The sequence below is a fragment of the Thioclava sp. F36-7 genome, from assembly GCF_002020075.1.
Taxonomy (GTDB): Bacteria; Pseudomonadota; Alphaproteobacteria; order Rhodobacterales; family Rhodobacteraceae; genus Thioclava; species Thioclava sediminum.
Map to the genome: position 1 here is coordinate 143,792 of NZ_MPZR01000009.1, position 24,231 is coordinate 168,022.

General features: G+C 66.8%; 23 protein-coding genes, 1 tRNA gene and 1 riboswitch. Of the genes, 10 read left to right on the forward strand and 14 right to left on the reverse strand.

The features are described from left to right. The first annotated feature begins 66 nt into the window (after window positions 1-66). Window positions 67-1,197 (forward strand): S-(hydroxymethyl)glutathione dehydrogenase/class III alcohol dehydrogenase, encoded by a 1,131-nt coding sequence (locus BMI89_RS16700; protein WP_078571985.1) that lies wholly within the window; start codon window positions 67-69, stop codon window positions 1,195-1,197. Window positions 1,198-1,322: 125 nt separating this feature from the next. Here BMI89_RS16700 and BMI89_RS16705 read toward each other — a convergent pair whose 3' ends face one another. The 3 genes from BMI89_RS16705 to thiB are packed head-to-tail and all read right to left on the reverse strand — an operon-like array spanning window position 1,323 to window position 4,532. Then, entirely contained in the window at window positions 1,323-2,018 is a 696-nt protein-coding gene (locus BMI89_RS16705) for an ATP-binding cassette domain-containing protein (protein WP_078571987.1), read from the reverse strand. Further along, window positions 2,002-3,564 (reverse strand): thiamine/thiamine pyrophosphate ABC transporter permease ThiP, encoded by a 1,563-nt coding sequence (locus BMI89_RS16710; RefSeq protein WP_078571989.1) that lies wholly within the window; start codon window positions 3,562-3,564, stop codon window positions 2,002-2,004. The genes BMI89_RS16705 and BMI89_RS16710 overlap by 17 nt, the downstream gene beginning before the upstream one ends. Further along, window positions 3,540-4,532: a thiamine ABC transporter substrate binding subunit gene (gene thiB, locus BMI89_RS16715; RefSeq protein ID WP_078571991.1), complete on the reverse strand. Its 993-nt coding sequence runs from the start codon at window positions 4,530-4,532 to the stop codon at window positions 3,540-3,542. Before thiB ends, BMI89_RS16710 begins: the two co-directional genes overlap by 25 nt. A gap of 36 nt (window positions 4,533-4,568) precedes the next feature. Next, window positions 4,569-4,675, reverse strand: a riboswitch (TPP riboswitch). 173 nt (window positions 4,676-4,848) lie between these two features. Between thiB and BMI89_RS16720 the strand changes: the two genes are divergently transcribed. Further along, window positions 4,849-6,453 (forward strand): DUF4139 domain-containing protein, encoded by a 1,605-nt coding sequence (locus BMI89_RS16720; protein WP_078571993.1) that lies wholly within the window; start codon window positions 4,849-4,851, stop codon window positions 6,451-6,453. Window positions 6,454-6,499: 46 nt separating this feature from the next. Here the strand turns inward: BMI89_RS16720 and BMI89_RS16725 are convergent, their stop codons facing one another. Both BMI89_RS16725 and BMI89_RS16730 read right to left on the reverse strand, forming a co-directional pair. Next, window positions 6,500-7,192 (reverse strand): hypothetical protein, encoded by a 693-nt coding sequence (locus BMI89_RS16725; RefSeq protein ID WP_078571995.1) that lies wholly within the window; start codon window positions 7,190-7,192, stop codon window positions 6,500-6,502. Window positions 7,193-7,330: 138 nt separating this feature from the next. Next, window positions 7,331-7,981, reverse strand: coding sequence for a carbonic anhydrase (locus BMI89_RS16730; RefSeq protein ID WP_078571997.1), 651 nt, complete (start codon window positions 7,979-7,981; stop codon window positions 7,331-7,333). A 191-nt stretch (window positions 7,982-8,172) separates the two neighbouring features. On the opposite strand from BMI89_RS16730, the gene BMI89_RS16735 reads away from it, so the two are divergent. The 3 genes from BMI89_RS16735 (at window position 8,173) to BMI89_RS16745 (ending at window position 10,868) form a co-directional block, all read left to right on the forward strand. Continuing rightward, window positions 8,173-8,517 carry a hypothetical protein gene (locus BMI89_RS16735; RefSeq protein WP_078571999.1) on the forward strand — a complete coding sequence of 115 codons (345 nt, stop codon included), beginning with the start codon at window positions 8,173-8,175 and terminating at the stop codon, window positions 8,515-8,517. Between the two features lie 87 nt (window positions 8,518-8,604). Next, window positions 8,605-10,041: a leucyl aminopeptidase family protein gene (locus BMI89_RS16740; RefSeq protein ID WP_246832057.1), complete on the forward strand. Its 1,437-nt coding sequence runs from the start codon at window positions 8,605-8,607 to the stop codon at window positions 10,039-10,041. Continuing rightward, window positions 10,038-10,868: an NlpC/P60 family protein gene (locus tag BMI89_RS16745; RefSeq protein WP_078572000.1), complete on the forward strand. Its 831-nt coding sequence runs from the start codon at window positions 10,038-10,040 to the stop codon at window positions 10,866-10,868. The genes BMI89_RS16740 and BMI89_RS16745 overlap by 4 nt, the downstream gene beginning before the upstream one ends. 235 nt (window positions 10,869-11,103) lie before the next feature. On the opposite strand, the gene BMI89_RS16750 is transcribed toward BMI89_RS16745, so the two are convergent. From BMI89_RS16750 to BMI89_RS16760, 3 genes are all read right to left on the reverse strand, one after another. Beyond that, window positions 11,104-12,126 carry an aspartate-semialdehyde dehydrogenase gene (locus tag BMI89_RS16750; RefSeq protein ID WP_078572002.1) on the reverse strand — a complete coding sequence of 341 codons (1,023 nt, stop codon included), beginning with the start codon at window positions 12,124-12,126 and terminating at the stop codon, window positions 11,104-11,106. 75 nt (window positions 12,127-12,201) lie between these two features. Beyond that, entirely contained in the window at window positions 12,202-12,816 is a 615-nt protein-coding gene (locus tag BMI89_RS16755; protein WP_078572004.1) for a glycosyltransferase family 29 protein, read from the reverse strand. Window positions 12,817-12,825: 9 nt separating this feature from the next. Next, window positions 12,826-14,016, reverse strand: coding sequence for an MFS transporter (locus BMI89_RS16760; RefSeq protein WP_078520189.1), 1,191 nt, complete (start codon window positions 14,014-14,016; stop codon window positions 12,826-12,828). Window positions 14,017-14,167: 151 nt separating this feature from the next. Between BMI89_RS16760 and BMI89_RS16765 the strand changes: the two genes are divergently transcribed. Then, window positions 14,168-14,509 (forward strand): LysR family transcriptional regulator, encoded by a 342-nt coding sequence (locus BMI89_RS16765; RefSeq protein WP_246832058.1) that lies wholly within the window; start codon window positions 14,168-14,170, stop codon window positions 14,507-14,509. Window positions 14,510-14,596: 87 nt separating this feature from the next. Further along, complete coding sequence (locus tag BMI89_RS16770; protein WP_078572006.1) at window positions 14,597-15,061, forward strand: hypothetical protein; 465 nt, start codon at window positions 14,597-14,599, stop codon at window positions 15,059-15,061. A gap of 69 nt (window positions 15,062-15,130) precedes the next feature. Here BMI89_RS16770 and BMI89_RS16775 read toward each other — a convergent pair whose 3' ends face one another. From BMI89_RS16775 to BMI89_RS16800, 6 genes are all read right to left on the reverse strand, one after another. Further along, window positions 15,131-15,595, reverse strand: coding sequence for an Hsp20 family protein (locus tag BMI89_RS16775; RefSeq protein WP_078572008.1), 465 nt, complete (start codon window positions 15,593-15,595; stop codon window positions 15,131-15,133). A gap of 153 nt (window positions 15,596-15,748) precedes the next feature. After that, window positions 15,749-16,630 (reverse strand): serine protease, encoded by an 882-nt coding sequence (locus BMI89_RS16780; protein WP_078572010.1) that lies wholly within the window; start codon window positions 16,628-16,630, stop codon window positions 15,749-15,751. A gap of 5 nt (window positions 16,631-16,635) precedes the next feature. Then, the gene (locus tag BMI89_RS16785) at window positions 16,636-17,433 is read right to left on the reverse strand and encodes a S1 family peptidase (RefSeq protein ID WP_078520193.1); all 798 of its coding nucleotides are present in this window, start codon (window positions 17,431-17,433) and stop codon (window positions 16,636-16,638) included. Window positions 17,434-17,502: 69 nt separating this feature from the next. After that, on the reverse strand, window positions 17,503-18,780 hold the full coding sequence (gene glcF / locus BMI89_RS16790; RefSeq protein WP_078542782.1) for a glycolate oxidase subunit GlcF: 1,278 nt from the start codon (window positions 18,778-18,780) through the stop codon (window positions 17,503-17,505). Further along, window positions 18,780-19,859, reverse strand: coding sequence for an FAD-binding protein (locus BMI89_RS16795; protein WP_078572012.1), 1,080 nt, complete (start codon window positions 19,857-19,859; stop codon window positions 18,780-18,782). The genes glcF and BMI89_RS16795 overlap by 1 nt, the downstream gene beginning before the upstream one ends. A gap of 86 nt (window positions 19,860-19,945) precedes the next feature. After that, the gene (locus BMI89_RS16800) at window positions 19,946-21,379 is read right to left on the reverse strand and encodes an FAD-linked oxidase C-terminal domain-containing protein (protein WP_078520196.1); all 1,434 of its coding nucleotides are present in this window, start codon (window positions 21,377-21,379) and stop codon (window positions 19,946-19,948) included. Between the two features lie 84 nt (window positions 21,380-21,463). Here BMI89_RS16800 and BMI89_RS16805 point away from each other — a divergent pair, with 84 nt between their 5' ends. The 3 genes from BMI89_RS16805 to BMI89_RS16815 all read left to right on the forward strand — a co-directional run bounded on the left by BMI89_RS16805 (window position 21,464) and on the right by BMI89_RS16815 (window position 24,229). Beyond that, window positions 21,464-22,162, forward strand: coding sequence for a DUF599 domain-containing protein (locus BMI89_RS16805; RefSeq protein WP_246832059.1), 699 nt, complete (start codon window positions 21,464-21,466; stop codon window positions 22,160-22,162). Between the two features lie 78 nt (window positions 22,163-22,240). Continuing rightward, complete coding sequence (gene recJ, locus BMI89_RS16810) at window positions 22,241-23,983, forward strand: single-stranded-DNA-specific exonuclease RecJ (RefSeq protein ID WP_078572014.1); 1,743 nt, start codon at window positions 22,241-22,243, stop codon at window positions 23,981-23,983. A 171-nt stretch (window positions 23,984-24,154) separates the two neighbouring features. Then, window positions 24,155-24,229, forward strand: a tRNA-Glu gene (locus BMI89_RS16815). Window positions 24,230-24,231: the final 2 nt, after the last annotated feature.

Genomic DNA, 24,231 nt, shown 5'->3' on the forward strand with positions numbered 1-24,231 from the left:
CCTTCATTGCATTGGCCGCGCCGATAACGCAGGCTATTGCGGAATTTATACAAGGAGTATGCGCCCATGAGAACCCGTGCCGCAGTCGCGCTCGAGGCGGGAAAACCGCTCGAAATCATGGAAGTGGAGCTGGACGGCCCGAAAGCGGGCGAAGTGCTCGTCGAGATCAAGGCCACCGGCATCTGCCACACCGACGAATTCACCCGCTCGGGCGCTGACCCCGAGGGCATCTTCCCGACCATCCTCGGCCATGAGGGCGCGGGCGTCGTGCTCGAGGTCGGTGAAGGCGTCACCACGCTGAAGCCGGGCGATCACGTGATCCCGCTCTACACGCCGGAATGCCGCGAATGCCCGTCCTGCCTCTCGGGCAAGACGAACCTCTGCACCGCGATCCGCAACACCCAAGGTCAGGGCCTGATGCCGGACGGCACCACGCGCTTCAAGATGCTCGATGGCACGCCGATCTATCACTACATGGGCTGCTCGACCTTCGCGAACCACACGGTGATGCCCGAGATCGCGCTCGCCAAGGTGCGCGACGACGCGCCGTTCGAGAAGATCTGCTATATCGGCTGCGGCGTCACCACCGGCATCGGCGCGGTGATCAACACCGCAGGCGTCGAGATCGGCTCGACTGCCGCCGTGTTCGGCCTCGGCGGCATCGGTCTGAACGTGATTCAGGGCCTGCGCATGGCGGGTGCTGACATGATCATCGGCGTGGACCTAAACGACTCGAAAGAGGAAATGGCGCGCAAGTTCGGCATGACCCATTTCGTGAACCCCTCGAAATCGGACGTTCCGGTGGTGCAGCAGATCGTCAACCTGACCAAGACCGAGCGCGACCAGATCGGCGGCGTGGACTATTCCTTCGACGCCACGGGCAACGTGCAGGTGATGCGCGACGCGCTGGAATGCTCGCATCGCGGCTGGGGCGTGTCGGTCATCATCGGCGTCGCACCCGCGGGGGCCGAGATCGGCACCCGCCCGTTCCAGCTCGTCACGGGCCGGACCTGGAAAGGCACCGCATTCGGCGGCGCCAAGGGTCGGACCGATGTGCCGAAATTCGTCGAGTGGTACATGAACGACAAGATCGAGATCGACTCGATGATCACCCACACCATGCCGCTCGAAGACATCAACAAGGCCTTCGACCTGATGCATGCGGGCGAGTCGATCCGCTCGGTCGTGATCTACTGAACCCAAGGCCGGGGGCACTGCCCCCGGACCCCCGGGATATTTCCAGCAAGCCCGAAGCGCAGACCGTTTCGGGCTTGTTCAAATATCCCCGGGTGAATTCGCGCCAGCGAAGAGAGGCAGAGCCCCTACTCTCCCAAATAGTCCCGCAGCGCAGGCGGCGGATCGTCGAGAAGCGGTCCGGTCTCTTGCGGCGCATGGGCGCGGCCCTCGGCCACCAGAACCGTCTGCGGACAAAGCGCGCGGGCATCCTCGGGATCGTGGCTGACCATCAGCACCGTCGTGCCCTGTTCGCGGGCAATCTCGGCCACCAGCGCCAGCATCTCGGATTTCAGCGCGGGCCCCAGCGCCGCGAAGGGCTCGTCGAGCAGCAGGATCGGCCGGCCGCGGAGCAGCGTCCGCGCGAGCCCCGCACGGCTTTGCTGCCCACCCGACAGCGCGCCGGGTTTGCGCCTCTCCATCCCCTCAAGGCCCACACGCGCCAGCGCCGTCTCGATCCGGGCGCGGTCGGTGGCGTCGATCTTGCCTTTCGGGTTCAGGCCGAGCGCGAGATTGGTCTCGAGCCGCAGGTGCGGGAAGAGGTTCTGATCCTGAAACAGGATCGAGAGCGGACGCTCCCCCGGCGGCGTCGCGGTGATGTCCTCGCCCTGCCAGAGGATGCGGCCACTTGCGGGCGACAAGAACCCCGCGATGGCCGCAAGCAGCGTCGACTTGCCCGCCCCGGACGGGCCGATCAGCGCGACGCGCGCTCCGGCAGGGATCTTCAGATCGGCATCGAGGCGGAAATCGCCCTGTGTGAGGGTCAGTCTATCGAGGGTCAGCATAATGCCCCGCGCGGTCGAGCGCCCAGAAAAGCGCGAAGGTGAGGATCAGGAGCAGGCTCGCAGCGCCCGCCGCCTGATCCATGCGATAAGAGCCCATGAGCTGGAACAGCGCCAGCGGCAGGGTGCGGGTCTGGCCGTCCGAGAACAGCGTGATAACGCCCAGATCGCCCATCGAGAAGGCCGCGGCCAGCCCCGCCGAGAAGCCCAGCGGCCGGGCAAGGCGCGGAACCGTCAGCAGGCGCAGCCGGGCAAAGCCATGCAGCCCGAGCGAGGCGGCGAGCCGGTCGTAATCGGCCTGCAACGTGCGAATTTCGGGCATCAGGATGCGGGTCGCGAAGGGCACCGACAGCGCGGCATTGGTCAGCAGCACCATCGGCAGGGCGAGGCTCGTGGGGTTCACGAAGGGCCGCGCGATCAGGAAGGCGCCGGTGCCCATCACGAGGCTCGACGCGGTCATCGGCAGCATCGCCGCGATTTCCGCCCAGCGTTGCCGCGTGGCCGCCAGCGCAAGCGGCAGAGCGATGGCGAGGGTGATCACCGTCGAGGCCAACGCGATCACCAGCGAGGTCAGCGTGGCGGGCCAGATCATCTCGGGCAGCTCGGCCAGCGCAGGCAGCCCACGGGCGAAGACGGCCCCGATGGGGAGCAGCAGGAAGACGGCCGCCAGAAGGATCGCGAGCGTATCGAAGGCCACGCGCTCTGCCCCGCCGGACAGCTGCGGGATCGGCGTGGCGCGGCGGTCATGCCCCGCGCCGAAGCTCGACGGGAGGGTGGCGCGCGCCGCGATCAGCAGCGCCGCGACCGAGATCGCGACCTGCACCAGCGCAAGGCTCGCCGCGCGGCCCATGTCGAAATCGAAGCGGAAGGCCTGGTAGATCGCCAGCTCCACCGTAGTCGCGCGCGGCCCGCCGCCCAGCGTCAGAGCGACCGCGAAGGAGGTCAGGCAGACGAGGAAGATCGCGAGAAACGCGCCGGGCAGGACGCTGCGCAGCATCGGGCGTTCGAGGTGGCGGGTGACCTCGGCCGGGCCGAAGCCGAGGGTGGCCGCAAGGCGGAACCGCTCGGCCGGGATCGCCTCCCAGCCGTGCAGGAGCATCCGCGTGGCCAGCGGCAGGTTGAAGAAGACATGGGCGATGATGACGCCCTGCGCGCCATAGATCGAGATCGGATCTATGCCGAAGGGCGCCAGTGCCGCATTGACCAGCCCGCGCCGCCCGAACACCGCGATCAGCCCGAAGACGGCGACGATCACCGGCAGAATGAAGGGCGCCCCCAGCAGCGAGATCAGCAGCCCCCGCCCCGCAAAGCGGCGCCGGTGTAGTGCACGCGCGACCGGGATCGCCAGCACGCAGGAGATCAGCGCCGAGGCCGCCGCCTGCCACAGCGTGAAGCGGATCGCGGCGAGGTCGGTCTCGCGCAGCCCGGTGAGCCCGCCCGCGCGCAGCGTCACCGCCGCCAACGTGCCAAGGACGAGCGCGGCCAAAGCCGCACCCGCCAGCACCGCCCAGAGGGGCGCGCGTTTTATTTGGAGAAGGCGCGTTGCCATTCGTCCAGCGCCGGACCGCGCAGTTTCTCGGCCTCGGCCTCACCCAGATAGAGCGTCTTGTCGGGCATCGGCAGGTTGCGGAACACCTCGGGCAGCTGATCGTGGGGCAGTTTCGCCGGGAAGGACCAGTTCGCCGTCGCGATCATGCCCTGAAAATCGGGGCTGAGCACGTAATCGAGGAATTTCTGCGCCAGCTCTGGATGCTTCGAGGTCTTGAGCTGCGCGACCAGTTCGGGGGTGAAGTAATGCCCCTCGGGGAAGATCGCGGCGGCCTTGCTGTCGTCCTTCTCGGCCACGATGTGATAGGCGGGCGAGGTGACGTAGCTGAGCACCATATCCGCCTCGCCATCGGTGAACATCCCGTAGGCCTCGGACCAGCCCGGCGTCACCGTCAGCACCTTCGGCGCGATCTTCGTCCAGGCCTCTTCGGCCTTGTCGCCGTAGATGTCTTTCACCCAGAGCAGCAGCGACAGACCCGCGACCGAACTGCGCGGATCCTCGATGACGATCTTGTAGGCATCGTCGGGCGCATTCAGCAGGTCCTGGAAGCTCGCGGGCGGGTTTTTCAGCTTGGTCTTGTCATAGACGAAGGCCAGCTCCGACCAGTCGAAGGGCAGGAAGATCGGATCGTCCCATTTGACCGGCATGGTCAGATCGGAGGTGTCCTCGTTATGCGGGGCGAACAGACCCGTGGCGCGCGCCTTCGCGGTCACGTCGGTGTTCAGGCCGATCGCGATATCGGCCTGCGTCTTGTCGCCTTCGAGCAGGATGCGCGGCAGCACATCGCCCGCCACGAATTTCAGATCGCAATCGCAAGTCGCCTCGAACCCTTTCTCGATCGCGGGGCCGGGGCCCCATTCGCTCGTGAAATAATCGGGCGCGTAGACGGTGAGTACGGGCTTGTCCTCGGCCGCCGCCATCGTGGCGATCAGGCTCAGGGCTCCCGCAAGCATCAGGTGGGTTTTCATGCCTCACTCCTTGGGCTTGCCGGGCGGAGTGGGGCCGGGAGATCCGGCTACCTTCCCTCCGCCGGTCTTAACCGGTTCAGGTTCAACGGGTTCGCGTGGATCGCATCTCAGCCAGCCTTGCGCTGGCACCCCGAGGTAGGGCGCAACGTAAGCGCGCGCGGCTGCGGACGCAAGGGCAAGCAGGCACAGCGTCCCTGCCCCGCGCACGGACGCTCTGGCGAGTTCCCGCCAGTGGCGAGCCGCGCCGGATTTCAATGGCTTGCAACTGCGCGCGGCGCGACGCAGGCTCAATCTGGAACGGATTTGGGAGGAACCGATGCGCATTACCCTCACGGCGGCCCTGCTGGCCGCGACCGCCCTGCCCGCCTTGGCCGACACGATCGAGGCACCAGGCAAGATCACGGCCGTGACGCTATTCCCACGCGGCGCGCAGGTGGTGCGGCAGGTGACGCTCGACGCCCCCGAGGGCAGCCATGACCTGCTGGTGCCGGGCTTTCCCGAGGGCACCGACGTCTCGACGCTGCGAGTGTCGGGTGACGGTGTGCAGATCGGCGCGGTGAGCCTGCTCTCCGGGCGCGCGCCTGCGATCAGCGGGCAGGACAGCGCCGCAGTGAAATCTGCGCGCGATCGGTTGGCCTCGGCGCAAGAGGCGCTTGCGGAACAGGAAGACGCGGTGGCCGTGATCCGCGCGAAGGCGCAGGCCGCGCGCGACCAGATCACCTATCTCAAGAACACCGACTCGCAGGTAACCGCGCCTGAACAGCTACGCGCGCTGGCGCAGATGGTAGAGGATCAGATCCTCTCCGCCACCGAACGCGCGATTGCCGCCGAGGCGGAAGCCCGCCGCGCCGAAGCCGCGCTCGACCCCGCGAAGGAGGCGGTGAAGCAGGCACAGGCTGCGCTCGATGCGCTGCTGAACCCGGCAGAGGATCACGACGTGCTGAGCGCCAAAGTGCAGGGCTCGGGCACGCTGACGATCACTTCTTACGTCCAGAACGCGGGCTGGCAGCCCTCCTACGATCTGCGGCTCGACCGCGACAAGAGCGCGGTGGACATGGAGCGGTTCGTCTCGGTCCATCAGGCCACCGGCGAGGATTGGCGTGGCGTAGATCTGACGCTCTCGACGGCACGTCCCGGCGGGCGGGCGGAGCCCGGCGAGGTCTATCCGCGCCTCGCCCGGATCGGTGATCCCGATGCGCCGCCCACGCCGGTCCCGATGAAGCGTTCCCTCGCCGCGTCCGATGGCGCTGCCTCTGCCCCGATGATGGAGGCGGCGATCAGCGACCGCGCCGATTTGCAGATGCAGGGCGAGACGGTGACCTATCATTACCCGAGCGCGGTGGACCTGCGCGACGGGGTGGACGATCTGCGCCTAAGCCTCGATTCCAAGACCCTGCCGATGGAGGTCTTCGCCGAGGCCGCGCCGCTGACCGATCCGCAGGCCTATCGCGTAGCCGAGGGCAAGAACGACACCGGCGAGATCCTGTTGCCCGGCCCCGCGAACCTCTTTGCGGATGGGGCGCTCGTGGGTCAGTCGCATCTGCCGATGGTCGCGGCGGGTGACGATCTGACGCTTGGCTTCGGGCCGATCGAAGGCATCCGCGTGGAGCGCCGCATGCCCGACACGATGGAAGGCGATAGCGGCTTCATCTCGAAATCCAATGAGCGCCGCGACGTGGTCGAGATCGAGGTGAAAAACCTCACCGACAAAGGCTGGCCGATGCGGGTGATCGACCGGGTGCCCTATTCCGAACAGGAAGACCTGAAGATCACGACCAAGGCGACCCCGCCTGCAAGCGAGAGCGACTACGACCATCGCCGTGGCGTGCTCGCATGGCGCTTCGATCTGGGCGCAGGCGAGACCAAGACGATCCGCACCGAGACCACGCTCAGCTGGCCGACGGATCAGGTGCTGCGCTAAAGCGAGGCTACGCGAACAGCCCCGCGCGCGGCGAAGGCCCGCGTGATCAGGCCGCGTTTCGCGGATCGGCCGCAGCGCGCAGTTTCGCGAGCAGCGCTGGCGACAGGCGCAGGAACCCGCGTGCGGGAGGCTCGGCCTTCGCCGCCTCGGGGGGCTGCGCCTCTGCGCCGCCAGTCTTCTCGGTCGCCTCGGGCGTCTTCTCGTCCGGCGCGGCTTGCGGTCCCACTGCCTGCGCGACCTGCGCTGCCGCATATTCGGCGGCGACCGCCCGTGCCGACGCGCCCTGCCCTGCCGTCGCACCGACGATCTTGGTGCGCCCGCCATCATCGCCCGGAAACGGCGCGCCGAAGCGTAGCACCAACTCCGTCAGGCTCGGCCCGATCTCGTCGAGAAGCATCAGGAAGCGGTTGGTGGGCCATGCATGCAGCCCCAAGGCCCCGCCGCCTGCAAGCCGCAGAACGAAGCCTTCCCCCCGCAGTCGATGTTGCAGATCGAACCAGTCGCGCGCCTGATCCAGCGCCTCCTGCACCGCGTGCATTTCCGGCAGTGGCGCTTTCGCACCGGATGCTTCGGGCGCTGCCTCCTCCGCCAGACCGTCTTGCAACACGCGCCGGATCAGCTCTGCCGGGGGCAGACCGAACGCGCGCGCTTCCGCCGCTATGCGGTCGATCAGATCGAGCGGCAGGCGTAGGGAGACAAGGCGATGCTGAGAATGGGAGCGGGATGCAGATTGTGACATGGCGGGTCGAAGCTCGTTCGCATTGGCGGGGTCCCCCCAGCCTCGCGCATCAAGCTTAACAGCCCGTGAACACCAGTCGGATTTCCGCCGCAGCGGAGCCGTCGGCCCCGCGCGGGGGCCAACGGATAAGGCAAAGCCTCAGAACGTCTCGAACCGATCCGTGTCGGCGTCATACTGTTCAAGCACGCCTTCGCCGATGTCGTGGCGCAGCCCGTGCAGCGTCATCCGGTCCGCATCGAGCGCCTCGCGCACGAAGGGGAAGGTCATCAGGTTCTCGAGGCTGACTTTCACCGCCTCACGCTCGAGCGCCAGCACCTGCTGATCCTCGGGCAGCTCGCTCACGCGCTCGTAGCCGGGGCGCAGCAGGTTCAGCCAGGTGCCGACGAAGGAGCTTTTCTCCTCCAGCTCCGGCGCATGGCCCGAGCACATCGCATGGCAGCCCGCGACACCGCCGCAATTGGAGTGGCCTAGCACGATCAGATGCGCGACCTTCAGGCTGGTCACCGCATATTCGACCGCCGCCGAGGTGCCGTGGTGATCGCCATCGGGCGTGAATTCCGGCACGAGGTTCGCGATGTTGCGGTGGATGAAGAACTCGCCCTGATCGGCGCCGAACATCGACGTGACATGCACGCGGCTATCGCAGCAGGCGATGATCATCGAACGCGGGCGCTGCCCTTCGGAGGCGAGGCGGCGATACCAGGCGCGGTTCTCGTCATAGGCGGTGGCGTGCCATCCTTGATAACGGCTCACAAGGTAGCTGGGCAGCGGTTTCACATGCTCTCTCATCGATCCCTCGTCTGGTGTCTGGCGTCTTATCGCTGCGTCAAATAGCGCGTTGCGCGCCGGGTTTCGAGAAGATTTTCCGTATCGCTCAACGAAATCTTGAGACCTCTCGATCACGTTACCGCCCGGGTGATGGTGAAATCAAAGGGAGTGTCGGGGTGACACAGGTGTCTCGCTTGCGCTGCAAGGAAAAGATGTCGTTGGATACGGCGCGGCTGGTGGTGCTCTATGCGGAGCTGGGACAGGACGGGGCGGAGCGGGTGATCTGCGCCACAGTCGAAGATCTCGCCTTCCATCTCAGCGCGTTGGAAGAGGCCACGAAATCCGGCCAATGCGGCAAGCTGCGCCGCGCGATCGTCGAGGTGATGGAGCTTGCCGAACAGGTCGGGCTCGTTTCGATGGTGAGCACGGCGCGCGACCTTCTGGACTGCCTCTCGGGCGGCGATGCGGTGGCGCAGGCGGCGGTGATGGCGCGGCTGGGCCGGATCGCGGAACGCTCGCTCACCGAGGTTTGGGATATCGGCAACCTGTCTTCCTGAGGCGTGATCGATCGGCCCTTGCGGGCAGGCGCGGCAACGCTAGGCTCTGGGACGAAAGCAACCACCAGAGCCAAGGAGCCGCCCCCCATGAGCGCAGTCAAGACCGCAAACGTGCCCGCAGACTTTTCCTTTCTCGCCCCGCGCCCCGCGATGCGCTTCGCCGAGGCGGACGCGCCCGCGCGCGCGCTGATCGCCGTTGCGCCCGAAGGATTGGAGCAGGCTCTGGCCGATCTGCCTCCCGCGCAGCGCGCCTTCGTCGAGGCCACGGGGTTCAAGGCGAGCGCCGGGCAAGTCGCGCTTCTGCCTGGGCCGGATGGCGCGGAGGCGGCGCTGCTGGGTCTCGGGACTGATGCGGCACGGGCGCGCGAGCGGTTCTCGCTCACGCGGGCGGCCTCGGCCCTGCCCGAAGGCGCATGGCGGATCGAGGGCGACCTGTCTGAAGAGTTGAAGGCGGAAACGGCGCTCGGCTGGTTGCTCGCGGGCTATCGGTTCGGCCGCTATGCCGAAGCCACGCCGCCGAAAGCGCGGCTGGTCTGCCCGGAGGGCTTGGATGCCGCGCAGATCGAAGCCGTGGCCGAGGGCGAGGCTTTCACCCGTGACCTGATTAACACCCCCGCCTCCGATATGGGCCCGGACGAGCTGGAGGGCGCCGCTCGACTGCTCGCCGAGCGTCACAGCGCAGAGGCCAAGGTGATCAAGGGCGACGATCTTCTGACGCAGAACTTCCCGATGATCCACGCGGTGGGCCGCGCCTCCCCGCGCACGCCGCGGCTGATCGAGCTGAGCTGGGGCAGCGAAGGACCGGCGCTGACGCTGGTCGGCAAGGGCGTGTGCTTCGACACCGGCGGGCTGAACCTCAAGCCCGGCGCTTCGATGGGGCTGATGAAGAAGGATATGGGCGGCTCGGCCACCGTGTTGGGGCTTGCGCATATGATCATGGCGACCGGCGCGAAGCTGCGCCTGCGGGTGTTGGTCCCGGCGGTAGAGAACTCGGTCGGCGGCGACAGTTTCCGCCCCGGCGACATCCTGACCAGCCGCAAGGGGCTGACCGTCGAGATCAACAATACCGATGCCGAGGGGCGGCTGGTGCTGGCCGACGCGCTGGCCTATGCCGATGAAACCCCGCCCGACCTGATGATCTGCATGGCGACGCTGACGGGGGCGGCGCGGGTCGCTCTGGGGCCGGACATCCACCCGTTCTACACCGACGACGAGGGCGTCGCGCAGGCCTTGGCAACAGCCTCGGGCGCGGTGGCCGATCCGCTCTGGCGGATGCCGTTCTGGACGCCCTACGAGGCGAAGATCGAACCCGGCATCGCCGATCTCGACAATGCGCCTTCGGGCGGCATGGCAGGCTCGATCACCGCGGCGCTGTTCCTGCGCCGCTTCGTGACCGAGACAAAGCGCTTCGCCCATTTCGACATCTACGGCTGGCAACCCGCCGCCGCCCCCGCTCGACCGAAAGGCGGGGTCGGGCAAGGCGCGCGGGCGATCCTCGTAGCCCTGCCCGAGGTGCTGAAATGACCGATCGCCGCCGCCTGCCCTATTCAGGCGAGATCGCGCTGGAGGCCCTGCGCGGTCAGATCGAGGCGGAAGGCTTCACCCACGGCATGCCCGCGCGGATCGTCGCGCCCGTAACCGATCTCTGCCCAGAGCCGGGCAGCCTGCGCGACCGGCAGCTTCTTTTTGGCGCCGCGGTGACCGTGATCGACCAGCGCGACGGCTTCGCCTTCGTGCAGGCCGCATGGGACGGATATTGCGGCTGGGTCGCCGCTGATGCCTTCGGCACGCCCGAACCTTCCACCCATGTCGTCACCGCGCCTGCGACGCATGTCTATCGCGAGGCGGCAATCAAACGTGGCGAAGTTATGCAGCTCTCGATGGGCGCGCATCTGTCAGTGACGGGCGACGACGGCATGTTCGCCGTGACCGCCGAGGGCTTCGTGCCGCGCCAGCATCTGCGCGCGCTCGATCGGCCCGAGGACGATCCGGTCGCGGTGGCCGAGCGTCTGCTGGGCACGCCCTATCTCTGGGGCGGCAACAGCCGTGCGGGGATCGACTGCTCGGGTCTGGTGCAGATCAGCTTCGCGCTATGCGGGCAGTCCGTGCCGGGCGACAGCGACCTGCAATGGGCGGAAATGGGCGAGACCGTGCCGGAGGGCGCGCCCCTGAAGCGTGGCGATCTGCTGTTCTGGAAAGGCCATGTGGCGCTCGCCTGCGATCATGAGACCATGATCCATGCCAACGGCCAAACGATGAGCGTGGCCTATGAGGAGATCGAAGCTGCCAAAGCGCGGATCGCGGCGGCGGGCGAAGGGCCGTATCTGGGAGTGAAGCGGGTCGCGCGGTAAGGCTTTGTAGCGCGGGGCGACCAGCCCCGGGCCGCGCCCGACCCTCCCCCGGGAGGGCGCGTTGGAGATGTCGTCGCGCGCACGAACGTCAGAAGGGCTTACGGGATAAAGCGTCCAGCCACATGCGGAGTACAGCGCCCACCCAAGGCTCGGGCGCGTCCCTTCTCGCCTCATCCCGAAAGAAAAACGCCCGATCTTCCGACCGGGCGTTTCCAAATCCAAAAAGGCCGAAGCCTCAGCCCTTCTTGAGCACGCGGTTGCCCAGCGTCTCGGCGATCTGCACCGCGTTCAGGGCCGCACCCTTGCGCAGGTTGTCCGACACGCACCAGAGGTTCAGGCCGTTCTCGATGGTCGAGTCCTGACGGATGCGCGAGATGAAGGTGGCGAAATCGCCGACGCATTCGACCGGGGTGACGTAGCCGCCATCTTCGCGCTTATCGACGACCATGATGCCGGGCGCCTCGCGCAGGATGTCGCGCGCTTCGTCCTCGTCGAGGAACTCCTCGAACTCGATGTTGATCGCTTCCGAGTGGCCCACGAAGACCGGCACGCGCACGCAAGTCGCGGTCAGTTTGATCGCCGGGTCGACGATCTTCTTCGTCTCGGCGACCATCTTCCACTCTTCTTTGGTGGACCCGTCGTCGAGGAACACGTCGATATGCGGGATCACGTTGAACGCAATCTGCTTCGGATAGACCTTCGGCTCCACTTCCTGACCGGGGACATACATGCCCTTGGTCTGGTCCCAAAGCTCGTCGATCGCGGCTTTGCCCGAGCCCGACACCGACTGGTAGGTCGAGACGACGACGCGCTTGATCTTGGCGCGGTCATGCAGCGGCTTGAGCGCCACGACCATCTGCGCGGTCGAGCAGTTCGGGTTCGCGATGATGTTTTTCTTCGCGTAACCGTCGACGGCTTCCGGGTTCACCTCCGGCACGACCAGCGGCACGTCCGGGTCGTAGCGGTAGAGCGACGAGTTATCGATCACGATGCAGCCCTGCTTGGCGGCAATGGGCGCGTATTTCTTCGTGGCGTCCGAGCCGATCGCGAACAGCGCGATGTCGTAGCCGGTGAAGTCGAACCCATCGATATCTTTAGTCTTCAGGGTCTGATCGCCAAAGCTGACCTCTGTGCCGAGGCTCCGGCGCGACGCGAGCGGCACCAGTTCATCGACCGGGAACTGGCGCTCGGCCAGGATGTTCAGCATTTCGCGGCCCACGTTCCCCGTGGCGCCCGCAACGACGACTTTATAGCCCATGAGGACCTCCTTGCTCGAATAGAACGCGGCTTCCTACCGCTTTACGTCAGGAAATGAAAGGGGTTCGACGCCCCGTTAGTTCCGAATGATACGTGGATCGGAAGCAAGAAACCCGCCAACCATCTCCGCTTCCGCGGCGAAGTCGTGCGGAACCTTGTCGGCCGAGCGCCGCCCCGACAGCGAAAGCGAGGCGAAGAAATCGAAGCCGTAGAGGTCGAGCCGCGCCAGATCCGAGCGCAGGAGCATCTCGATCAGCATCGCGCCGGTGGTGGGCTGCGCGCCCAGCTTGAGCTTCAGCCCTTCGTAATCGTCCAGCGGATGCAGGTAGAAACCGGGGCTGGTGGCGGTCTGCCAATCGAGCCGCTTGCGCTTGTGGCTCATCCACAGGATGCGCGACGGCGCGACGCGGGCGCGCTCGGCTTCGGGAAGCGAGGTCGCAAGCGCCAGCCAGTCGGTGCGCGTGCCGTGGCTTTCAGCCGAAGGCATCGGCGCGCGGTTGATCCGGATCACCACGTCATGCGCGTCGATCTCCGCCCCCGCCTGCCCTTCGGCCAAGGCGCGAGCATTGCCGACCAGCGCCACGGATTTGCCTGCCAGATCGCCAAGCAAAACCTTTTGCGAGACGGAGAGCGCGGCCAGCGGGGCTTCGCGCCGCAGCGTGCGATTGATCAGAAATCCGAGCCGGGTCATGCGATGGGTTTAGCTCATGCCATCGCCGCTGTCGCGGGCGAAAACGTAGAAAACCAGCCCGATCATCAGCGGCGCAAGGAAGAACGCAAAGAGCAGCCCATAGGCCACCGCAGGCGTGTGCCCCACCGAGACCGCATCGAACACGGGGCGCGAAGCGAATTGCATCGCGGCAACCCCCATGATCGAGAACATGTTGTGCAGCGTCACGCCGCGCCCCGTCAGATGCGGCGGGTAGAATGTGCGGCCATGCGCCATGATCACCGGGAAGGACGCGCCGAAGAAGCCGATCGCCGCCAGAAGCACCGTCGCCAGCCAAAGCGACTGCCCCGGCAGCACGAAGAGCACCGCCAAGGCCACGGCCAGCACCGCATTTCCGTAAAGCGCGACCCGCTTGTGGCTGCCGAAAATCTTGTCCGCCGGGCCATAGGCGAAGTTGCCCGCGATCATCGCGAGGCCCATCACCAGCGTCACCTTGCCGATCAGCTGCGCATCCGCGCCGAAGACATCGGCCAGATAGGAGCCCGCCCAGACGCCGCGGATCCCCGCAGCGGCGGTGTAATTCGCGACCGTCAGCGGCAGCAGCACCCAGAAGCCCGGCAGGCGCAGCACATCGAGCGCGGTGCCGCGGCGGCCTGCGGGCTGCTCCACCCGCTCGGGATCGCGCGCGAGCCACAGGATCAGCGCCGCCACCAGCAGCGTCAGCGCCGAGAGCGCCCAAAGCGTCTGACGCCAGCCGAAAGCCTCGATAGAGGCCGCAAGCGGGGCCGCGCCCGCGAGATTGCCAAGGCTCCCCGCCCCGATCATCGAGGCCGCAAGCGTGCCGAACAGCGCCGGCTTGAAGCTGCGCGCGAAGATGAAATAGCTGCCCACCAGCACCGGCGCGCAGCCCGCCCCGATCAGGATCATCGCGATGTGGATACCCATCGGCCCCTGCGCCATCGCGAAGACGGCCGCGCCCCCGCCCCCGCCGAGCGCCATCAGCACGCCCACGGTGCGGCGCGGCCCGATCCGGTCCAGCGCCTCGCCGATCGGGATCTGGATCAGCGCAAACGCCCCGTACCAAAGCCCCAGCGACACGGCGAGATCGCCCGGCGTCACGCCGATTTCCTTGCCCAGAACGGGTGTGAGAACGGCCAAACAAGTGCGGTAGAACTGGCTCAGAAGATAGGCGCCCACAAGCGAGGCGATCGAGATATACATGCGGGGGCTCCTTCGCGCGCACGCTCGCCCAAGGCGCGGGCAATGGCAAGAGCACATGACCCTGTGCATTCGCGCGCCCGCCCCTTGTCTTGGCCCCGGCACAGGATCAGGATAAGGGGCGCATGACGTGACGAGTGCGAGGGATGCCCGAATGGAACTGACCCGCCTGATGATGCGCCTCTATTTCGACAAGGCGATGCTGGGCCCCGGCAAGGTGCGGCTGCTGGAAGAAATCGCCGAACACGGCTCGATCTCCGCGGCGGGGCGCGCGATGAAGATGAGCTACAAACGTGCGTGGTCGCTCGTCGAAGAGATGAATGCGGGCTTCAAGTCGCCGCTCGTGGATCGCGCGCGCGGTGGCGCGAAGGGCGGTGGTGCGTCGCTCACCCCCGAGGGCGAAGCAGTCCTCGCAGCCTATCGGCGGCTGGAGGAGAAAGCCCGCGAGGCAGGCACCGAAGAGATCGCCCTGATCGGCGCGATGGTCGCTGACTGAGGTCCCCAAGGTCCTTGCGCCGGATCAATGCGCATCGAGCTAAGGTTCGCGCATCCTGCTGGCAGTCGCCAGTAACGGACCAAGACCATGACCGATCTTTCGAGAAAGATGGCCGCGCGCGTCGCGACCCTCGGAGTCGCAGCCGCGCTCGCGGCCTGTATGCCGAGCGGTACCTCCGACGCCCAGACGCTCGCCTCGAAGGTGGAGACCCTGCGCGCCTATGACCTCGCCACGGTGGACGGCAAGGCACCCAACCGCGCGATCCGCTTCTATATCGGGGATAATTCGCGCTTCGCCGTCTGCGGGCATTGCCTCTGCGTGACCGGGGTGATGTTCGCTCTCTACCCCGCGCTTGGCATCCGGCCGACATCGGCCTCGCCCACGTTCGCCTGCGAGCAGGAGACGCCGGAATTCAAGGCCGATGCGGGCCTCGCGCAGCTGTTCTTCGACATGAAGCAGGCGCAGGTCGAAGGCGCGGCCGTTACCTTCACCGGCAGCGGCGATCATGTGATGGTGTTCCAGCGCGGCGGCAGCGATCTCACCCCGCCGTAAGCTCTCGCATAGCAAAAAGCGCGGGAGGTGATCCCCCCGCGCCCGTCATTTTCACCGATGGTAGTTGCCTCAGGCGTCGACCGTCTCGACCTGCTTGGCCTCGGAACTGGTCGGGCCTGCAATTTCGATCCGGCGCGGTTTGAGCGCCTCGGGCACTTCGCGGACGAGATCGAGATGGAGCATCCCGTCTTCATGGGTGGCCCCGGTGACCTTCACATGATCGGCCAGCGCGAAGCGGCGCTCGAAAGCGCGGGTCGCGATGCCACGATGCAGGTAGGTGCGGCCGGAATCGTCCTCGGCCTTGCGACCGGTCACGATCAGCGCGCCATCTTTCAGTTCGACGCTCAGCTCGCCCGACCCGAAGCCCGCGACGGCGATCGAGATGCGATAGGCATTCTCGTCGGTCTTCTCGATATTGTAAGGCGGATAGGTCGGCTGGGCGAGATCGCTGGTCAGCGCACGGTCCATCATGTCAGCCACGCGGTCGAAGCCCACGGTGGCGCGGTAAAGGGGCGAAAGATCAAAGTTTCGCATATCATCATCCTCTCTTGAGCGATGGTTATGAGACCCGCCCCTTTCCGGGGCCGGGCAGTTAAGCGCCAGAACCCTCATCAGGCATTCCGGCACTCATAAATTTGGGAAATCTCTCGCGACGTTTCAAGAGGTACGCCGCTTCGGGCCAAGCCCTTAGGGACGCAGGAATTTCGCCCCGGTTGCGCCCCCGCCAGACAGGATGCGCGGCTGGCCCTGCGCGGGCTCCGTGCCCCGGATTTGCGGTGCGGCGGAAGCGCTGGGGGATACGGCGCGGATCACGCCCCGCCCGCTGCGCAGTGCGGATTTCAGCTGCGCGACGATCGCGGGCAATTCCATCCCATAGGCGCGCGAGACGCCATTCTTGCGCGAGCCCGAGGAGACCAGCGACACGATCTGCGCCCGCCCGCCTGCGGCGAGCCCCGAGCGGTCGAAAACCGGCGCGCCCGAAGAGCCGTGATCGACATCGCAATCGAACCCGATCAACCCTTTCGCGCGACCGAACACGCTGCAGGCCTTTTGCCAAGACAGCGCATCGGCCCGGCCCTGCGCGTAAGACACCACCGACACCTCGGCCCCAGCGGCGGGCACGTCGCCGACGCGAAAAGGCGCGGCGACCGAAGTCGGGATCGGCGCGGAGAGCTGCAAAAGCGCCACGTCGTGGCGCACGGTGTCCACCGAGAGCGGCACAAACGGGTTATAATCCGGATCGGCGACCATCGCGGTGACCGGGCGCGCGGCGATCTCCGCCCCGTCGGTTTGGGCTGCGGCAAAACCAAGGCTCGCCGGGTCTCGCGGCCCTTTGGCGCGCCGGTCGAAGATGCAATGGCCCGCCGTCAGCACCAGATCGGGCGCGATCAGAACGCCGGTGCAGTAGCCGTCAGCGCCGATGGTGACCTTGCCCACCGCCTCCCAGCCGAAGAGATCGGCGCGTTGCGACAGCCGGTCGAGCGCGGAATTGCGCGCCTCCTGCGCCTCGCCCATGCCGCCCAGCAGAGCCAGAGCCACCACGCCGAAGATGATCCGCTTAACACCCATCGCGCTTACTTCGCCTTGATGAATTTTGCCCCGCCCGCGCGAATTTCGCGGGTGGTGGCGACGTTGTCGCGGCTCTCGATGGCCTGCCGCAGATCGGCGACGCCACTGGCCAGCGCCCCGATCGAGACCGGGCGCGCGCCCATCTGGGCCTTGGCGGAGACCACCGAGACGATCTCGGGGCGTCCATTGGCGAAGCTGAAGACCGGCGAGCCCGAGGCTCCGAAATCGGCCGAGCAGCTCATCACCACCGTCGCGCCCGCACGTTCCAGCACCGAGCAATCGCGTTGCAGCGACGGCGCCTCCGAGCGACCCTGCGCATAGGACAGAACGCCCACTTCCTCGCCGCGATAGGGCGCGCTACGCGACACCTCAAAGGGCTGAAGCTGCGGCAGGCGGATCGGCTGGGCGAGCTTGATCAGCGCCAGATCGAATTCCGAACGCTTCACGCCCACCGGCCCGCCATAGTGATAAGAGGGGTGCAGCACCGCGCGCGACACTTTGCGATAGGCCTCGGCGCGACCGTTGCGCCAGCCCGCACGAAACTCGATCTCGCGCGCATCGATCAGCGCGCCGCTGCGCTTGTCATAGAGGCAATGCCCCGCCGTCAGAACCAGATCGGGCGCGATCAGCGTGCCGGTGCAAAAGCTGCCATGGCCCAGATCGAGCCGCCCCACTGCCTGCCAGCCGCGCGTATCGTCGCCGGTTTCCAGCGCCCGCAAGGGCGTCGCATGGGTGATCGTCTCGGCCCGCGCCAGCACAGGCAGCGCGGTCAGACAGGCAAGAGCGAGAGCAAGAAGGCGCATCGGGGCTCCGAAGATTGCGGGGCGTTTTGCCTTTCGTAGCGCCCCGATGCGGCCAGATTGTGGCGTGGATCAGGCCTGTGCAAGCGCCGGTGGCTTCGGCCCGCCCGTGGCCCAGTCCAAAAGTTCGACAGTGTGGACAACGGGCACCTCGGTGCCGCCGCCGATCTGCACCATGCAGCCGATATTGCCCGCCGCGATCACTTCCGGTTCCTTCGCCTCGAGCGTCGCCACCTTGCGCTTTTTCAACTCGTCGGAAATCTCCGGCTGCAGCAGGTTATAGGTGCCCGCCGAGCCGCAGCACAGATGGCTGTCGGCAGGCTCGACCACCTCGAAGCCTGCCTGTTTCAACAGGTCCTTCGGCGCGGATTTGATCTGCTGGCCATGCTGGAGCGAACAGGCCGCGTGATAGGCGACCCGCATCCCGCCCTTGCCCTCCGGCAGGCCGATTTTCACGAGGAATTCCGACACATCACAGGCCAGACCCGCGACCTTCGCCGCCTCCTCGGCCATCGGATCGTTGCGGAACATATGGCCGTAATCCTTCACCGTCGTGCCGCAGCCCGAAGTGTTGATGATCACCGCATCCAGATCGCCCTCGCTCAGATAGGCACGGATGTTGCGCGCCGCCTGCGAATGGCTCTCGTCCTCGCGGCCCATGTGATGCGAGAGCGCCCCGCAGCAGCCCAGGTTCTTCGGGATCACCACCTCGCAGCCCAGCCGCCGCAGCAGCCGGATCGTCGCATCGTTGATATCGGTGTTGAGCGCCCGCTGCGCGCAGCCGATCTGCAGCGCGACGCGGTATTTCTTCTCGCCCATCGGGGCGAAGACCTGCGCATCGTCATTGCGGCTGACCGGCGGGATGGTCTTGGGCGCCATGCCCACCATCGCGCGCAACCGCTTATCCGGCAGCAGCCCCGCGAAAGGTTTCGCCAGCTTTGCCCCGCCCATCGCCAGACGGAAGCGGCCCGGATAGGGCACGATCTTCGCCAGCGTCCAGCGCAGCAGCCGGTCCATCATCGGACGCTTGTAGGTCTTCTCCACATGGGCGCGCGCATGATCGATCAGATGCATGTAATGCACGCCCGAAGGGCAGGTCGTCATGCAGGCCAGACAGCTCAGACAACGATCGAGATGCTTGACCGTCTTCTCATCCGCGGGCCGGTCGTTCTCCAGCATATCCTTGATCAGGTAGATGCGCCCGCGCGGGCTGTCCAACTCGTCGCCCAGCACCTGATAGGAGGGGCAGGTCGCGGTGCAGAACCCGCAATGGACGCAGGCGCGCAGGATCTCGTTCGAGCGCGCGACGCCGGGATCTTTCAGCTGTTCGGGCGAAAAATTCGTCTGCATCAGCCCATCCTTCCGGGGTTCAGAATACCTTTGGGGTCGAATTGCGCACGCAGCGCGGTGGTCAGCGTGGCGATCGGCGCGGGTTCGGGCTCGAAGGTCACGCCCGCCGCGCCGCGCATGCAGGTGGCATGGCCGGTATAGGGGGAGGCCAGCGCGCGCGCGTCGCTGCCTTCGGGCAGAAGCGCCCAGATCAGCCCGCCACCCCAGTCGAGCAGCACCTCGCCACCCAGACGCGCGACGATCTCGGAAGCCTCCGACGGCTTCACCGAAAGCCGCCACAGATCGCCGTCCTTGCCGATGAACGGCTCCAGATCGCGCAGGCTGGCCCAGATCGCGGCCGAGCCCTCTTCCTCGACCCGCACCGGGCCGAAAGGCTCCATCAGTTTGCGCAACTGCTCCGCCCGGTAGGCGACGGATTCGGCCAGCCCCTCGACCCGCACCACCGCGCCGATGCCGGGCAACCAGCCCGCACCGGATACGTCGAAGGGCGAACCCAAACCCGCCGCCAGGGCCACCTGCGCGGCCCCGGCGGGAAGGTCGATCACAACCGTCGCCTGAGACGGGGCTGCGGGCAGCAGCTTGAAGGCCACCTCGCTCATCACCCCGAGCGTGCCCCAGCTTCCGGCCATCAGCTTCACCAGATCGTAGCCGGTGACGTTCTTCATCACCCGGCCACCGTTCTTCACGATCTGCCCGCGCCCGTCGACGAACCGCGTCCCGATCAGGCTGTCGCGACAGGCCCCCGCCTGCACCCGGCGCGGCCCCGAGACGTTCGCTGCCACGACACCGCCCACGGTGCTCGTGCCCGGGGCACCCAGAACCGGCCCCCAATTCGCAGGCTCGAAGGGCAGGCGCTGGCCCTCGGCGGCAATCGCCGCCTCCACCTCGGCCAGAGGCGTCCCCGCGCCCACAACCAAAGTCAGCGCGCCTGGCTCGTAAAGCGTGATGCCCGAAATCCCGACTTCCAGCGGCTCTCCCAGACACCGGCCCACAGGCCGCGTGCCGCCTCCGCGCACGGCCAGCGCACCACCCGCATCCCGGACGGCCTCGGCCAGCTGCGCCTCGCTCTCAACTCTCATGAAATCTGCCTTCCTCTTGGCAAAAATATCCCGGGGGCTCGCGTCAGCGAGCGGGGCAGCGCCCCTCCCGGCCCTCAGCTCGCGTGTCAGCTCGCACGGCGGCTCGCGCTCGCACCCAGCGGGAACACCTTCGCCGGGTTCAAAAGCCATTTCGGATCGAACACGTCCTTCACCCGCATCTGCGCTTCAAGATCGGCGGGCTCGAACTGCACATCCATCAGGTCGCGCTTCTCGATGCCCACGCCATGCTCGCCGGTCAGGCAGCCGCCCGCCTCGACGCAGAGCTTCAGGATTTCCGCGCCCAGCTTTTCGCATTGCTCCTGCTGACCCGGCTCGTTGGCATTATAGAGGATCAGCGGGTGCATATTGCCGTCGCCCGCATGGAAGACATTCGCGACGTCCAGCCCGTAATCCTTCGACAGCTCGCCGATCCGGCGCAGCACGAAGGGCAGTTCCGAGACCGGGATCGTCCCGTCGAGGCACATGTAATCGTTGATCTGCCCCATCGCGCCGAAAGCGGATTTCCGGCCCAGCCAGATCCGCGCGGCCTCATCGGCCGATTGCGCCTCGCGGAACTCGACCGGCTCGTGACGGGTCGCGATCTGGCGGATCATGCCGATCTGCTCGTCGATCTCGGCCGGGCTGCCCTCGCATTCGACGATCAGCAGCGCCTCGCAATCGGGATAACCCGCATGACAGAAGGCCTCGGTCGCGACGATGCAGGGCCGGTCCATGAACTCGATCGCGACCGGCAGGATGCCCGCCTTGATGATATCGGCTACGCAGGCCCCCGCGACTTCGTTGGAGTTGAACCCGATCAGCACGGGGCGCGCGCCTTCGGGTTTCGGCAGGATCTTCAGCGTAGCCTCGGTCACGACGCCCAACTGCCCCTCCGAGCCGCAGATCAGCCCCAGAAGATCGAGCCCGCCAGCGTCAAGATACGGCCCGCCGATCTCGACCACCTCGCCTTCCATCGTGACCAGCGTCACGCCGAGCAGGTTATTCGTGGTCACCCCGTATTTCAGACAATGCGCGCCGCCGGAATTCATCGCGATATTGCCCGAGATCGCACAGGCGAGCTGCGAGGACGGATCGGGCGCGTAGAACCAGCCGTCGCTTTCCACCGCCCCGGTCACCGAGAGGTTCGTGCGCCCCGCCTCGACCCGGATGAAGCGGTTGGTGTAATCGGTCTCGAGCACGGCATTCATCCGCGCGAGGCCCAGCACCACCGAATCCGCCTGCGGCATCGAACCGCCCGCAAGCGAGGTGCCCGCGCCGCGCGGCACCACCGGCACGCCCAGCTCGTGACAGGCCTTCAGCGCCGCCGCGACCTCCGCCGTCGAGCGCGGCAGCACCACGCCCAGCGGCTGGCAGCGATAGGCCGAAAGCGCATCACATTCATAGGCGCGCGTCTCGCTGGGATCGTCGATCACCGCATCCGCGGGCAGAACCTCGCGCAGGCGGGCGATGATCTGCGGCTTGCGCGCCAGCAGATCCTCCTTCGGCTTGGGCATTTCCATGGCAAACTCCTCCCGGTTGGTCAGAAAATATAACCAATAAGCCCCGGTGACAAGAGAAGCTGCATCGCGCTAACTGTCGATATGATGACGACGTTTCATATCGGCCCGCTGGGGCCGCTCGACCTCGCGGCGCTCGCCCTTCTGGTCGCCTGCTGGATGGGGATCGGCTGGACGACCGAACATCCGAGTGCCGCCCGCCCGTCGATGGGCAAACTGATGGAGAGTTACCGTCGCGAATGGATGCGCCAGCTTGTGACGCGCCAGCCGCGGATCTTCGATTCGGCGATGGTGGACGGGCTGCGGCAGTCTACGACCTTCTTCGCCTCCTCCTCGCTGATCGCCATCGGTGCCGGGCTGGCGCTGATCGCGAATCCGCAGCCGCTCGCGAATCTCGCCGATGATTTCGACATCGCGCGCGGCCCCGATCTGCTCTGGGAGGCGCGCATCCTCACCGCCGTTCTGTTCGGGGCGAATGCGTTTTTGAAATTCGTCTGGTCGCACAGGCTGTTTTCCTATGCCGCGATCGCAATGGCGGCGGTGCCCAATGAGCCCGAGGACCCGCTGGCCTATCCGCGCGCCGAGCAGGCGGCGCAGGTGAACATCAACGCCGCGAAAAGCTTCAATCGCGGGCTGCGCTCGGTCTATTTCGCTTTGGCGACGCTGGCGTGGCTGCTTGGGCCCTATGCGCTCATTGCGGCGACGCTGTTCACGACGGGGATGCTGTGGCGGCGCGAATTCGCCTCGGACTCGCGCCAGGCTCTGCTGCAAGACATCCCTGAGTGAGGGCCCGAATGACGGCCCGAGCAAGCTCCGCGTCATAGTGGCTGGCAGGGCTCGCATGATTTGGCTACACCCGAAGGCATGAGCAGTTTCCTTTCCGTCGAGCAATCCCTGACAGGCCGCCGCTGGATCGGCCCCACCCCCGAGGCCGACCGGCTGGCCGAGGCGATGGCGCAACAGACGCGCCTGCCCCTGCCGCTCGCCCGCATCCTCGTCGCGCGCGGCGTGACGCCGGAGGAGAGCGAGGGCTTCCTGGAACCCACCTTGCGCGAGCTGCTCCCCGACCCGCGGTCCTTGCGCGACATGGAGCAGGCAGCGGCGAGGTTCCTGAAAGCGGTGAAGTCCGGTGAGAAGATCGCGGTCTTTGCCGATTACGACGTTGATGGCGGCTCCTCGGCGGCGCTTCTGATCAATTGGCTGCGCGCGATGGGGCGCGAGGCGACGCTTTATATTCCCGACCGGATCGACGAGGGCTACGGGCCGAACGTGCCCGCGATGGAGAGCCTCGGCGCCGAGCATCCGCTGATCGTCTGCGTCGATTGCGGCACGCTGAGCCACGAGCCCGTGGCCGCCGCGAAACCCGCCGATGTCGTCATTCTCGACCACCACCTGGGCGGCGAGACCCTGCCGCCTGCGCTGGCCGTGGTGAACCCGAACCGGCAGGACGAGACCGGCGAGCTGGGCCATCTCTGCGCCGCCTCGGTCGTCTTCCTGATGCTGGTAGAGGCGAACCGGCAGCTGCGTGACGAAGGCGTGCAGGGGCCGCCGCTGATGACGCTGCTCGATCTGGTCGCGCTGGCGACGGTCGCCGATGTCGCGCCGCTCACGGGCTGCAACCGGGCGCTGGTGCGTCAGGGCCTCAAGATCATGGCGCGGCGCGAACGGCCCGGCCTCGTGGCGCTGTCGGATGTGGCGCGGCTCGACCGCGCGCCCGCCGCCTATCATCTGGGCTTCGTGCTTGGCCCGCGGATCAATGCGGGCGGACGGATCGGCGCGGCCGATCTGGGCGCGCGCCTGCTGTCGACAACCGACCCGCATGAGGCGCAATCCATCGCCGAGCGGCTCGACCAGCTCAACACCGAGCGCCGAGAGGTCGAGAACGCGGTGCGGGAAGCCGCGCTGACACAAGCCGAGGAGCGTGGCCTGAACGCGCCACTGGTCTGGGCGGCGGGAGCGGGCTGGCATCCGGGCGTCGTGGGCATCGTGGCCGCGCGGCTGAAAGAGGCGACGAACCGCCCCTCGGTCGTGATTGGCGTGGATGACGGGATCGGCAAGGGATCGGCCCGCTCGGTCGCGGGCGTCGATATCGGGGCCGCGATCCAGCGCGTCGCTGCCGAGGGGCTGCTGCTGAAGGGCGGCGGGCACAAGATGGCGGCGGGCCTCACGGTCGAGGAAGACAAGCTGGAGCCCGCGATGGCACGCCTGTCGGAGCTTCTGGCCAAACAGGGGGCGGGCGAAATCGGACCGCGCGACCTGCGCCTCGACGGGATGCTTATGCCGGGCGCCGCGACGCCGCAGCTGATCGAAGATCTGGACCGTGCAGGCCCCTTCGGCCAAGGCGCCCCTGCCCCGCGCTTCGCCTTCGCCGATATGGAAGTCGTGGGCGCGCGCCGGATCGGGGAAAGCCACCTGCGCTTCAATTTCGGCGACGGTATGGGCGGGCGGATCGAGGCGATCTGCTTCGGCGCGTTCGACGGCCCGCTCGGTCCCGCGCTGAGCCAGCCGGGCGCGCAGCGCTTCCACCTCGCCGGGCGGCTGGAGATCAACACATGGGGCGGGCGCAACAAGGTGCAGCTGCGTCTCGAAGACGCCGCCGAAGCGTAACCGCCACCCCGCCATCGCACGCAAAAAAGGACTGTAATTCCAAGGCTTCCAGCCTGCCGTAACGGAGGGGCAAAAACTTTCCGAAAATCCGCAATTACCCTCTTGCGAGTCACGGTTCTCTGGCCTAAACACCGCTCCACCTTAGGCAGGTATGCCCGGAAGGTTCTGAGTGGTCCGTTCGTCTATCGGTTAGGACGCCAGGTTTTCAACCTGGAAAGAGGGGTTCGATTCCCCTACGGACTGCCACT